The organism is Parabacteroides massiliensis (assembly GCF_900155425.1).
GTDB lineage: Bacteria > Bacteroidota > Bacteroidia > Bacteroidales > Tannerellaceae > Parabacteroides > Parabacteroides massiliensis.
Genome location: NZ_LT700191.1, coordinates 782,671 through 794,961, shown reverse-complemented (window position 1 = coordinate 794,961; position 12,291 = coordinate 782,671). Strand labels below are relative to the sequence as shown.

Sequence of the window (12,291 nt, the reverse complement as noted above, 5' to 3'; positions counted from 1 at the left end):
TATTTCTGTGCTTGAACAGATGGTTATCGGGATTGAACTTCCTGATGGAATTGTATTTTAAAAAAGTGTTTACGGTCTTTATATTCATATTCCACTGTCCATCCATGATAATCGCAAATTGCTTTTACAATGGCGAGTCCGAGCCCGTTGCCTTTCGTCTTTTCGGAAGGATGATAGAAACGGTTGAATATTAGCTGTGGATTTAATGCTCCCTCTTCGGAAGTATTGGATACGATGAAACAATTTTCCCGGATTGTAATCGCAATTTTCCCGTTTGCGGTATTATGCCGGACCGCGTTTACAACCAGATTGTTTATCATGCTCTCCAGCAGAATTTTATTCCCGTGTATGACAAGGCTTTGTTTTTGGAATGATTTGCAGATCGTGATATTGCCAGCCAGACTTTCCAATGAAGGAAGAAGCTCTTCTATGCAGGCCACTATGTCAATGGAATCCATTTGCACATATTGTTTATTCTCGATTTTGGCAAGTAATAGCAGATTACGGTTTAATCTGACCAGACGATTGGATATCTGATATAAATCCTGTATGGCTACAGCTTGCCGTTCTGTTAAGTTCGGTTGCTGAAGCAACAAGTCGAGTTTACTTTGAAAAACAGCCAGTGGCGTTTGTAGTTCATGTGAAGCGTTTTCTGTAAATTCTTTTTGGGCCCGGTAACTTTTCATACTGTTCCCCATGAGAAGAGTCAGGGCATGGTTCAGCCGGTCAAACTCTTTTACATCGCAGTCCGGTAACGGCGGAACGATGCCACTTTCCAACCGGAAACTTTCAATCTGCCTTAAAGATTCATCAAAAGGTTTCCATAACCGTTGTGAAATGAAACGCATCATAAAAACGATAGCGATTCCCAATACTCCGCTGATCAAGGCAAATTGTATCATGATACCATGCATGATGTCTTGCTCCAAATCTATAGCGGGCAAAGGATGTCCTTGCTGGGTGGCTTCGATAATATCGATCATGTCTTCTGCATAGTAATGTTTGGTCAGAAGATAAAACAACGGTGTCGCTAACAACAGTGTGACGGCTATACAGACAATGAACTGTGTAAGTGTTTTTTTCAACAGGCTTTTCTTATTCATGACTCTACCCATTTATATCCGGTTCCGTAAACATTTTTAATACAGTCTTTGCAACCGGCTTCCGCCAGTTTGGCTTTCAGGTTCTTTATATGTGTATAGACAAAATCATGGTTGTCCAACATGTCTACCATGTCTCCGCTCAAATGTTCCGCCATAGCTCCCTTGGATATTACTTTGTTTTTATTGCCTATAAGGAATAGCAGTAACTCATATTCCGTTCGTGTCAATAGAACCGGTTTGTTGTTTATGTGAACAGTCTTGCTCAGCAGGTTGATGGTGATCCCATTACTTTGTAAAACATTGTTGGCTGAAAATTCTTTTCTACGGATAATGGCATAGATACGCATGCTTAGTTCCGGAAGATGGAACGGTTTGGCCAGATAGTCGTCCGCTCCGATTTCCAACCCCCTGACCTTATCTTCCAAAGAGTCTTTGGCCGATACGATGATAACACCTACCGGATTATTCTTGTTTCTTATGTTTCGCAGAATATCAAGTCCGTTCCCTCCCGGCAGCATCAAGTCCAGCAACACACAGTCGTAATCATATAATTCAACCTTTTCTTTTGCCTCATCGCAAGTAAAAGCCTGCTCACATAGATAGTTCTCCGAACTGAGGTAGGCAACAATGCTGTCCGACAGCTCGCGTTCGTCTTCGATAATCAGTAGTTTCATTTTATAAGCATTATGATACTTCCACCGGTGATAAACAAAGCACCTATGACAACCCGCGGACTGACGGGCTCTTTTAGCAGGAAGAAGGCCAGGCAGATGGTAATGACCACACTAAGTTTGTCTATCGGTGCCACACGGGAAACATCGCCATCCTGTAGCGCCTTGAAATAGAAGAGCCATGACAACCCGGTTGCAATACCGGAAAGTATCAGGAATATCCAGGAATGACGATTGATCTCTTTTATTTCTCCTGCGTGATTGCCGAACAAAACGATCCCCCATGTGATCAGCAGGATTACAGTCGTACGGATGGCGGTAGCCAGATCGGAGTTGATCGCTTTTACCCCTATTTTAGCAAAGATGGCGGTTAATGCAGCAAACAACGCCGATAATAGTGCATAATATTTCCACATTGCTTTATTCTGTTTTTTAGTGTTACAAATTTACTTGGTTTGACTGATTCTGATCCTGTTTTTTGTAAATAAACATCATTAAGCAGGGTAAAATTACCAACAGTAGCGGTAATGCCGCAATAAAACCCCCGATCACGGCTACTGCAAGCGGTTGCTGCATCTGGGTTCCCATGCCGAAGCCAAGAGCTAAGGGCATGAGTGCGAGTATGGCACCGATCGCGGTCATAAGTTTGGGGCGGATACGCAAGGCAATAGCATAGTCGACCGATTCGGGTACATTACCTCCGTTTTTCCGTTTCATACGATATTGATGGACTGTGAATATTGAGTTTTCGGCAATAATACCGACAATCATGATAATACCGGTGTAGCTGCTTACGTTTAATGGGATTCCTGTAATCCATAATGCCATCAAACAACCGCAAGTGCCTGATAAGGACACGAATAGTACGGCAAATGATATCATCCATTCCCTGAACAAGAACATTAACACGCAAAACACAGACAAGGTCGCCAGGCAGAGTATCAATAATAGTTCCCGGAACGATTGTTGCTGCTCGGAATAGGCTCCTCCATACGAGATACTATATCCACTGGGAAGGGAAAGCTGTTGGTTGAAAGCCTGTTTTAAATTGCGGACTGCACTACCCAGATCATAGTTTTCCAATCGGGCGGTCAGTGTGATATTGCTTTTCAAATCCTCCCTGCGTTCTTCTATTTCTCCGGGGATGACTTCCACACGACAAAAAAAGGACAACGGGCGAGTACTCCCGTCGGGCAGGAAAATTAGTTGTTTTTCTAATTTTTCGGGTGAATTGTCTGCAAAGTCAGTGAAACGCAGCAGTATACGCCGCATTTGTTCTCCGTCCTGTATCGAACCGATCTGAAGCCCTCCAGTCATGGCGGCTTGTGCCGGATTAGGTTCGATCATATCGGAGGACAGGCAGAGAGGAACTCCTCCGATATAAGCCGAAAGTTGTTCCTGGAAATCGGTTAACGGAATTCCAAATTGCGAAAGTCGCTCCTGGTTGGGAATGAAAACTAAAGAGGCTCCTGCCGGAACCAGGCCATTGTCAATGTCTACTATCCCGGGAATGGTTTTCATCACGCTCTCTGCTTGTGCCGCTATCTGTTGCAGGGTGGTATAGTCATTTCCGAATATTTTTATTTCGATGGGTTTGGGAGTACTCATCAAGTCTCCTAACAAGTCGGAAATACGTTGCCCGAAATCAATTGTGACTACCGGTACGGCTTGTGAGAGTGAATGGCGCAGATCGCTGATCACTTCTGGGGTTGTTTTCTTCCTGTCTTTTTTCAGTTGAATCAGATAATCACCGAAGTTGCTCGGGCGTGTTTTGAACGACATGCCTAAAGCGGTACGGCGGGAATAGGTGTCGACGTCGGGATGGTTAAGGATGATTCTCTCCATCTGCCGGCAAAGACGATCTGTTTCTTCTATATCCGTTCCGGCAGGAGAATGGTAATCGAGAACGATTGTCCCTTCGTCAAGATCGGGAAGAAATCCGGAACTCAGCCGGATCGAAGCTGACCATCCTCCGACGGCAAGAAGCAAGACAATGCCTGTAGCGATCCAGGGTTTACGGTACAACCATGTCAAAAGTTGTACTTTATGAATGGCTTTTTCCTCCCGGTTATCAAGAAGAGTTGTGGAAGAGGTTTTTTCCTGATAGCCCGTTATGAGATGCAGAACGGGTAACAATAGCCATGTCACCAGAAAAGATGCCGCCATTGTCAGTAACATCGTGTCAGATAGTTCTTTGAAGAAACTACCAGCTAATCCGCTCATGAGTCGGAAAGGGAAATGGATGACGATGGTCGCCAATGATGAGGCAACCATAGCCGGAAACAAATTTGAGATGGCATGGCGGACAACGGTGAAACGATCAGTTCCGGGAGATTCTTCATGTTCCCTATATATCTGTTCGATGATAACGATGGCATCGTCGATAATGAGCCCAACCGAAGCGGCTATTGCTCCCAGCGACATGATATTGATGGTGATCCCGGCTTGATAAGCCAATAATATGCTGAATGCTAATGTTATCGGGATTGTCAGCATCACTACCAGGCTTGCACGCCATGAGCGCAGGAAGAGGACCATCACAACGATTGCAAGAAACAAACCTTCGTAAATCGTTTTCATCACACTGTGGATACTGTCGCCGACGAATGCACTCTGATTGTAATAAGGTTTCAATTCATATCCTGCCGGAAGTAACCCACGTATCTCATCTGCTTTAGCTTCTACGTCTGTTGCAAAATCAATCAGGTTGACACCTGGTTGTTTCACCAAGTCAATCAGTACGGCGTCATTCCCGTCCGCATTGATCTTTAAAAACTCCTGTTGTTCCTGTATCTCAACATGGGCGATGTCCTTGAGGCGCACGATCCGTGTGCCATCATTGCGGATGATCGTGTTTTCCAGTTCCTGTAAGTCGTTGATACGAGTATCGGTCAGTGTCAAATAGAGGCGGTTATAATCCGCAATATTACCATTTCCTTGTACGAAATTGGTTTGTTCGAAAGCCGACTTTATCTGTGAAGGAGTGATCCCTAACGAAGACATCTTGGCCGGATCAGGCAGGACAACAAATTCTTTGGCTTTTCCTCCACGAACGACAACATTACTGATTCCTTTTACCTGTGAAAAGACCGGGCGTGCGATCAGGTTTCCGGCGTCTCTCAATGCGATCCGGCTATGTGTTTTGCTCTCCAGCGTATAGCCGTATACCGGGAACAATGATTGATTCATCGCTTCGGTTGAAATAACGGTCCCTGCCGGAAGAAATCCTTTGACCTCGTTTATACGATTTTCCAACTGTGTTTTCAAGGCGTAGATGTCCAGTCCCCAGTTGGAATAAACCTCCACAACGCAACTTCCCCGGCTTGTACTGCTTTTTACCACCGTAACTCCCTGAACCTTTTTTACAGCACTTTCCAGAGGTTTGGTCACTGTAATCATCATCCGGTCTACCGGTTGTTGTCCGGCATCTGCTATAACTGTGATACGAGGAAACAGAACCTCCGGAAACAAGTTTGTCTGCATCTGGGTATAACTGTATATCCCGGCGAGCAGGATCAGCAATCCGGCAAATAGGATGGGCTTACTATATAATTGGTGAAAACATTTCTTTTGTGTGATATTCATGGCTGTATTTCTTTTGTAATAACGACACGGCTGTTATCTTCAAGTCCGTAACCACCTGTTTGGATGATGCGGTCGGCAGAGGAGAGGGAGGGAGATATGACCTCTATACTGTCCGCGTTACAGTTTCCCGTTTGTATCAGAACTTTTACGGCCGTACTGTCGTTTGCCAGTTTCATAACCCAATGTTCTGTAAGCATTTCATTGCTTTGAATAGCATTTTGGGGTAAGATCATTTCTTCTTTTTTGTTTGTATTATTGGTTGTGATAAGGACTTTCACGGACATCCCTTCAGGGAGAAACGGCGACTTTGCTCGCGCGATGACCTGCTGTGCTTGCGAAGTCGTGTTCATGGTAACCAAAGGCGTTTGTATGGTTGCTGTGAGTCTGGTCTCATCCGGAAGTACCAGTATGCATTTCTTGCCTGGTGAAGCATATTCTTGTTGCTCGTAAGGGACGTTCAGCATGAAAACGAGGTTGCTCGGAACTGCCAGTGAACAAAGGATGGTTCCTTCGGCCACATAACTTCCTTTCTGTTGCATGACCGCAGTTACGATACCGTCTGTTCCTGCTTTTACGGGAACATTTTCTATTGTGGAAGGAGCCGTCTCATTGGAGAGGGCATGATGTTCTTTTGTTTCCAGCGTATAAAGAGTTTCTCCTTTCCTGATCATACAACCAGGTTGCACATTGACATCCGAGATAAATGCAGGAATGGGGGCAGTGATGATCGATTTGTCCAGATACGCAGTCGTGGCGGACAATACGATTTCATTTTGTATTTTACCCCAAGAGACCTGAGTCAGAGTAACAGCTGTGTGGGGCGTCTTTTCTGTTTGGGGAGCATCCTGCGTATTATGAGTGCAGTTGGTCAGGAATGCTAACATAAGAAAGATTGTTATTGTTTTCATATTTCCCAATAGTTTATTTCCCAATTCCAATAGTTAAAAGCTGCTGTGAGCAATTGACGGTTCGTTTGCAGTAACATCCGGTCTTGTTCTGCTTGTATCTTGTCCCTGAGTATGAGAATATAATCGATTACAGACAATTGTCCGGCTTGCATTTCTTTTTTATAATCCGAGAGAATCCGGGTGTATTCAGACAAACGCTTTAGCAAGAGAATGTTTCGTTCTTCATATGTTTTTAGTTCAGTCAGGTATTGCTGTTTGCGTAGTTCTTGTTGGAGCTGGAAGTTTGTTTTATAAGTTTCGATACTATTCAACTGTGCACGGGTTTGTCGTTCTTTCATGCGCTTCTGCTTTCCGTCGAATAATATCCATGAAAGAGTGACGCCCGCACTCATGCCAAAGTGTCTCTGTATGGCGGTATATTCGCCTGTTCGTAATCCGCCGTCGACAAACAGGTTGAGTTGAGGTTTGTACTGTAGATTGAAAGATCGCAATGACATGATCGTGTTCAGACTGTCGAGCTGGTATTGCTTCAAAAAGCCGGATCCCGGACTGTTGATAAAACGAGGAGACAGGTTAATGTTTTCCAACGAAACGCATGTCGTGTCTTTTATGCCGCAAAGAATGTTCAGATCGATCAGATGGGTCCGGTAGGATTGGCACGAAGTTGTTCTTTGGTCGCGGTTGGCATTTTGTTCGATTTGTAGCAGATGCAAGTCCGATTGTTTGGCAAGGCTCCGTTCAGTTCTAAAATGGAACGAGTGTAGAGGGCTTTAAGTCGCATTAGTTCCTGCTTCTGGATCTCTTTTTGATTCAGGCAGTCTTGTATCAACGGGCTGTTAGTCTGCGCGGCTTCGATGTAGTAGGGTAGGGAATGGATCACTTCTTGTCCATATAGTAGCGAAGCACACCAGATCGCACATAAAAGGAAAAATATTCTACTCATGTTTCTTATATTTGGAAAACAAAAGTAGAGGGGAATTTTGTTGAAAGTTTGAAGAAGAAAACTTGGAAAAAAGAATGTTTGCGAGTCGATTCCGATGAAAGTATGGTTGCTGTATAAAAACAGGTTTATCAGAAATGTGTTCTGTGAGCAGGACTCGCAAGAGATTGCTCACAAAACACCAATAACCATTGCCGGAGAAAATTTTCCAGAGAACGGTTATTCGAAGTAGTACAGGAAGATTGCAACACCCTCCAGTGCTTTCTTCGGCTGGTCCTTGATTTCGATGGCAAATTTGATTTCGGCCTTGGCCACACCGCGCAGATTTGTCAAGGTCTGGAGTTTGGCGATCAGGCGGATGCTTTGTCCGGTCAGCACCGGTTGTCCGAACTTCATTTTGTCCATGCCGTAATTAATCATCATCTTCAGGTTGTTCACCTCGATGATCTGATTCCAGAGGTGTGGAAGGAGTGACAGCGTCAGGTAGCCGTGGGCGATTGTGCTGTGGAACGGGCTTTCCACTTTGGCACGTTCAGGATCCACGTGAATCCATTGGTGATCCAATGTCGCATCGGCAAAAAGGTTGATACGCTCCTGTGTCAGTTCTACATAGTCTGAAATTCCTATTTGCTGGCCTACCAGCTTTTCAAAGTCTTCGTACGAGTTGATAACTACTTTTCCCATTATTTTTTTGTTTAGTGATTGATGATCTTATACGTCTGCCGTCAAGTAACTGCGATCCGTTTTTATCGTCGGTTACAGGGTATTTTTGCAATTTTCGCAATAATTCTTGGAATAAACAAATATTACAACTTAACTCTACTAATTTTGTTGATTTTATTAGATAGAGTTAGATAACAATCATATTTAAGTCTTATGGGGAAGACAAAGAAAGTCATAGGGTACACGTTGGGGATCGCAATAGTGCTGACCACTGCTATATTTTTGCTTAATCTTCATCTGACCAAACGCCTCGAACGGTATCTCCGGAAAGAATTGATTCATCGGACGGCTGAAGCTACAGATGGTTTTTATAAGCTTTCTTTCGATAACCTCTCCATCAGTTTCTTCAAAGGTGAACTGAAGATTGAGGGAATAAAGCTATATCCAGACCCAAGGGTTTTCCAGGATTGGGAAAGAAAGGACAGTCTGCCATCTACTTATGTGACGGCTGAGGTTGGTATGATCGACTTTAAAGGATTAAACCTCACTTGGCGCTGGAGCTATAAGCAATTGCATTTTGACTCGTTTGAAATCCGTGATCCTGATATACAAATGTTTAACCCTTACTATTCGACGCGGGTGAAGGTGAAAGAAAGAAAGGAAGCGGAGACCAAGACATTATATGAAGTAATCTCTCCTTATATTAATGTACTGACCGTCCGAGAGTTGGACCTGGAGAATGCCAGTGTTTCCTATTTCGTGGAGAATCCCGTATCCCCGATAGTCTATGCCTTGAACGATGTTAGTTTTCATGCGTATGGTTTTCGTTTGGATGAGGATTCGTCTGAAAGCGGGAAGTTGCTCTATTGTGACAATTTTGATTTCATTACTAATCGGCCGCAGACATTATTGACCAATAATGACTTCAGCCTGCAAACGAATCGAATCCTGTTGAATACGGAAGATTCCATTATCTCCATCTCCAATATTACACTTGCGCCTCAGGGAGAATTGTGGAAGGTGCGGAAACAGCGACCGGACAGTTACCTGAACGCATCGGTTGGAGCCATAGAAGTGAAAGGAATTCAGTTTCGTCGTGAAAATGCACTGAACTATCTCACGGCACGTTCGTTCGATATTATTTCTTCGGATATACAAGCCTTTAGTCTGGCAGGGAAAAGCCAGCCGTCTGCTTCTTCTTCTCTCTCCCTCATTCGTCCCCTGTCTCTCTATGAATTGATATCTCCGGTTTTACATGCAGTTTCTATTGGGACGATTGGAATTGGTCAGGCAAAGTTGCAATACTCTTTGGCTGTTAAAGATACGATCGAGGTGTATAAACTGGCAAACTTTGATTTTCGGGCGAATGATTTTCGGATAGATTCCGTATCGGAGGACCGGAGTGGACTTTGGTATTCGCGTGGTTTCTCGTTCGAAGCGACTGGCATTGAGGGAATGATGACGGCCCGTAACCACCGGTTCTCTGTGAAACGTATGGCATTGGACACGGAAAGCGGGGATTTCAGTATGGAACAAATCCGGTTACGCCCCTTGTCGGTTCGCGGGCAGAATGATTATATGACGGGAAGTATAGATACGGTTGGAATCCGCGGTTTGTTGTACGATAAAGGGATTAGTGCCCGGTTGTTGAAAATAGACCATCCGAATCTGCGTTATGTGGTGGCGCCCTCCCTAAATAAGAAAGGAGTGAAGGCAGTAAACGGTCGTGTCGATGTGGAGGCGATCCTGAATCCTTTCCTTCGTTATCTTTCTGTCAAACGAGTGAACCTGAATCACGCAAATGTGACAGTCGATGATAAAAGTACGCCCGACTCGCTTACTTATAAACTGAACGACTTTAATTTTTTTGCAACCGGTGTTTGGGTGAACCGGCAAACGGGAAAAGGGGGCGGACTGTTCTTTAACTATGAAAATATGGGGTTTAGCTTGGGGCGGTTCGATAACTATTTGCCGGGGAAAGAATATCGCCTGTCTGTAGGGAAAGGACAATTTTCGACTGTGAAGGGAATCCTGGAATTACAGGATATTAGGTTACTGCCGCAAGATACGGCAGGGAAGGTGGCAAAGACGTGTATCCGGTTTTCTTCACCGGAACTTTGCATAAGCGGGTTGAAACGGATACCTGAAAGGCCGGATCGGAATATCCGGTTGGCATCGTTCCGGGTCGATTCGCCGGATATCCGAGTGTTCAGACCTGATGGTGTCGGCATGTCTGCTTCGCTTAAAAGCTTGGCATTGGAGGATATCTCCTGGGACAGTACTTTTTTGAAGTTGGGTTCGGTTTGCTTGGAAAGTCCTGTGGCGGATATTTATTCCGGTCATCTTCGCGATACTCTATCACATCAAACAAAGCCCGGTCCGAGTGATTTATATACGACCTTGGGGAAAGTTGCCGGACAAATCTCTTTAGGACGCTTTAGTCTGACAGATGCGGACATTCGTTATACTTATTATGGGAAAAGCGATTCTTTGCAGCATCAGAAATTCGATACGACAAATCTGTTTGTAGAAGGACTGGCTGTCGATACTCGTCTTCGCACATATAAATTGGATGATATCCGTTTCTCCACTCGTAACCTGGCGTTCCCTTTGGATGGCGGCTTCTATACGCTGAAGGTAGGTGGTGTGGATTTGACAAGGTCGAGTGCGGTTATCGATCGTATCCGTCTTGTATCTCCCTTTCCTAAAATGCAGTTTGCTTATTTGCAACCCCATCACAAAGATTGGTTTGATGTGAGTGTCGGGCAGGTGTCACTGACAGATATCGATCTGCCCTCTTATTTCTCGGAGAAGGTGCTTCGGATAGCTGATGTGCAGGTGTCGGATGTCGTATTGCAGAATTTGAAGAATCAGAAAATACCGGTGTCCCGGCATATTGTCCCGATGATCTATACCGGACTTCAAAAAGCACCTGTCAAATTGGATTTTCAAAGGGTGAAGGTTAAGAACTTTTCTGTTGTTTACGAAGAATTGTCAAAGAAGGGGACAGTACCCGGCAAATTGTTTTTTACGGATATGAACGGTAGGTTTACCGGTTTTACAAATATCGTCTCCCGTCCGGATCAATATATCGTGCTGGATGCTGATGGCAAGTTAATGGGAAAGGGAGCTTTTACTGCTACATGGAAGTTGCCGGTCGATTCGCTGAACGACCGCTTTCTGCTGAATGCCCGTCTGGACAGTTTCGATTTGACGGCATTGAACGAATTGCTGCTTCCTCTGGCCTCGGTGGAAGTCCGGAGTGGACAGGTACGGGAAATGACTTTTAGTACGGAAGCCTCCAGCAAAGGAGCTACCGTGAATATGCTTTTTTTGTATAATGACTTGAAAGCCACTTTGCTGAAAGAAAAAGATGGGGAACCGACGGATAGAAAATTTCTGACCAGCTTGGTCAACCGTATATTAAAACATGATAATCCGGATAAAGCAAGACAGGGGGGTGACAAACTGCGTCATTCGAGTGTTTCAATAATAAGGGATCCTTATCATTCCACATTTAATTATCTGTGGCAGATATTAAGACCACCGTTGATTGAATCGGTCGGCGTTTCTCAAAAGAAACAGGATGCAGCCAAAGGAGTCATGGCTCTCTTTACGAAAGTAAAGAATTTCTTCCGAGCTAAAAAGAACATTTCCGAGAAACATGTTCCGGAAGAAGAGGGAGAGTTCAGTCTCTGATCTCTACACCCAACATTCGTGCCAGTTCCAAAGCTTGTAAGGAGGAAACGGAAGATCCTCGCAACTCGTTATTGGCAAGGTTTGTGATACGGATACCGGATATTTCCGAGTTCGACAGATCGATGCCTTTCAAGGATGTGCGATAAAATTCCGCTTCCATCAGGTTGCAGGCATCGAATGAGACATTCATCAGTTGGCAGCCTTCTATTCCGGCCCCTTGCAGGTTAGATCGGGTAAATTGTATATATCGCATTTTGCTCATCGAGAGATTCATGTATTCTCCTCGGCACTCATCAAAAGTGATATGATTGAATGTCCCGTCTGACATGTTGGTCCCCATTAATTTACAGCCGGTAAACTCTACCCGGTGAAAGCCACACTCTGTAAGGTTTACATTCGACAGGTCGCAGTTCTTAAATACAACATCGCTGAATTGGGATTTCCGTATGCTGCATGCCCCAAAGCTACAGTTGGAGAAAATGCAGGATTGTACCGAAAGATTACTCTTCTTCACTCCTTCTATACGCTGGCTTTTAAAAGAATACCCGGTTAAATCCTCATCGTTTTTTTCTAACGCTGTCTGTATCTCTGTATCTTCGTGAAGGACGTTTTCCAAACGGGGTTGTGTAATTTTCATATGCTGTCTGTTTTATAAATGGGAGAGTAAAAGAATATTTTTGTCCGTGTGAATAAAAAAAGAAAAGAGGACATATCTTTTAATA

The 12,291-nt window shown here is 44.3% G+C and carries 10 protein-coding genes; 1 reads left to right on the top strand and 9 read right to left on the bottom strand.

Annotated features, from left to right (window positions below; genetic code table 11):
• Nucleotides 1-23: 23 nt before the first annotated feature.
• The 8 genes from BQ9893_RS14270 to BQ9893_RS14240 all read right to left on the bottom strand — a co-directional run bounded on the left by BQ9893_RS14270 (nucleotide 24) and on the right by BQ9893_RS14240 (nucleotide 7,891).
• Nucleotides 24-1,103 carry a sensor histidine kinase gene (locus tag BQ9893_RS14270; protein ID WP_075966638.1) on the bottom strand — a complete coding sequence of 360 codons (1,080 nt, stop codon included), beginning with the start codon at nucleotides 1,101-1,103 and terminating at the stop codon, nucleotides 24-26.
• The gene (locus BQ9893_RS14265) at nucleotides 1,100-1,777 is read right to left on the bottom strand and encodes a response regulator transcription factor (RefSeq protein WP_075966637.1); all 678 of its coding nucleotides are present in this window, start codon (nucleotides 1,775-1,777) and stop codon (nucleotides 1,100-1,102) included. The genes BQ9893_RS14270 and BQ9893_RS14265 overlap by 4 nt, the downstream gene beginning before the upstream one ends.
• Nucleotides 1,774-2,190 (bottom strand): EamA family transporter, encoded by a 417-nt coding sequence (locus tag BQ9893_RS14260; RefSeq protein WP_075966636.1) that lies wholly within the window; start codon nucleotides 2,188-2,190, stop codon nucleotides 1,774-1,776. Before BQ9893_RS14260 ends, BQ9893_RS14265 begins: the two co-directional genes overlap by 4 nt.
• A 22-nt stretch (nucleotides 2,191-2,212) precedes the next feature.
• Nucleotides 2,213-5,359 (bottom strand): efflux RND transporter permease subunit, encoded by a 3,147-nt coding sequence (locus BQ9893_RS14255; RefSeq protein WP_075966635.1) that lies wholly within the window; start codon nucleotides 5,357-5,359, stop codon nucleotides 2,213-2,215.
• Nucleotides 5,356-6,267 (bottom strand): efflux RND transporter periplasmic adaptor subunit, encoded by a 912-nt coding sequence (locus tag BQ9893_RS14250; RefSeq protein ID WP_075966634.1) that lies wholly within the window; start codon nucleotides 6,265-6,267, stop codon nucleotides 5,356-5,358. Before BQ9893_RS14250 ends, BQ9893_RS14255 begins: the two co-directional genes overlap by 4 nt.
• The gene (locus tag BQ9893_RS14245; protein WP_244155145.1) at nucleotides 6,264-6,980 is read right to left on the bottom strand and encodes a TolC family protein; all 717 of its coding nucleotides are present in this window, start codon (nucleotides 6,978-6,980) and stop codon (nucleotides 6,264-6,266) included. The genes BQ9893_RS14250 and BQ9893_RS14245 overlap by 4 nt, the downstream gene beginning before the upstream one ends.
• Nucleotides 6,902-7,210: a hypothetical protein gene (locus tag BQ9893_RS22180; protein ID WP_244155144.1), complete on the bottom strand. Its 309-nt coding sequence runs from the start codon at nucleotides 7,208-7,210 to the stop codon at nucleotides 6,902-6,904. Before BQ9893_RS22180 ends, BQ9893_RS14245 begins: the two co-directional genes overlap by 79 nt.
• 216 nt (nucleotides 7,211-7,426) lie before the next feature.
• Nucleotides 7,427-7,891, bottom strand: coding sequence for a MaoC family dehydratase (locus tag BQ9893_RS14240; RefSeq protein WP_075966633.1), 465 nt, complete (start codon nucleotides 7,889-7,891; stop codon nucleotides 7,427-7,429).
• 192 nt (nucleotides 7,892-8,083) lie between these two features.
• Here BQ9893_RS14240 and BQ9893_RS14235 point away from each other — a divergent pair, with 192 nt between their 5' ends.
• A complete protein-coding gene (locus BQ9893_RS14235) occupies nucleotides 8,084-11,569 on the top strand; it encodes a DUF748 domain-containing protein (RefSeq protein WP_075966632.1) in 3,486 nt (1,161 codons plus the stop codon).
• On the opposite strand, the gene BQ9893_RS14230 is transcribed toward BQ9893_RS14235, so the two are convergent.
• Nucleotides 11,559-12,206, bottom strand: a complete 648-nt coding sequence (locus tag BQ9893_RS14230) for a pentapeptide repeat-containing protein (RefSeq protein WP_075966631.1) — start codon at nucleotides 12,204-12,206, stop codon at nucleotides 11,559-11,561. The two genes, BQ9893_RS14235 and BQ9893_RS14230, sit on opposite strands and share 11 nt — an antisense overlap.
• Nucleotides 12,207-12,291 lie beyond the last annotated feature (85 nt).

Coding starts and splice junctions, on each gene's coding strand:
- BQ9893_RS14270 (WP_075966638.1), bottom strand. CDS start 1,103: ATGAATAAGAAAAGCCTGTTGAAAAAAACACTTACACAGTTCATTGTC.
- BQ9893_RS14265 (WP_075966637.1), bottom strand. CDS start 1,777: ATGAAACTACTGATTATCGAAGACGAACGCGAGCTGTCGGACAGCATT.
- BQ9893_RS14260 (WP_075966636.1), bottom strand. CDS start 2,190: ATGTGGAAATATTATGCACTATTATCGGCGTTGTTTGCTGCATTAACC.
- BQ9893_RS14255 (WP_075966635.1), bottom strand. CDS start 5,359: ATGAATATCACACAAAAGAAATGTTTTCACCAATTATATAGTAAGCCC.
- BQ9893_RS14250 (WP_075966634.1), bottom strand. CDS start 6,267: ATGAAAACAATAACAATCTTTCTTATGTTAGCATTCCTGACCAACTGC.
- BQ9893_RS22180 (WP_244155144.1), bottom strand. CDS start 7,210: ATGAGTAGAATATTTTTCCTTTTATGTGCGATCTGGTGTGCTTCGCTA.
- BQ9893_RS14240 (WP_075966633.1), bottom strand. CDS start 7,891: ATGGGAAAAGTAGTTATCAACTCGTACGAAGACTTTGAAAAGCTGGTA.
- BQ9893_RS14235 (WP_075966632.1), top strand. CDS start 8,084: ATGGGGAAGACAAAGAAAGTCATAGGGTACACGTTGGGGATCGCAATA.
- BQ9893_RS14230 (WP_075966631.1), bottom strand. CDS start 12,206: ATGAAAATTACACAACCCCGTTTGGAAAACGTCCTTCACGAAGATACA.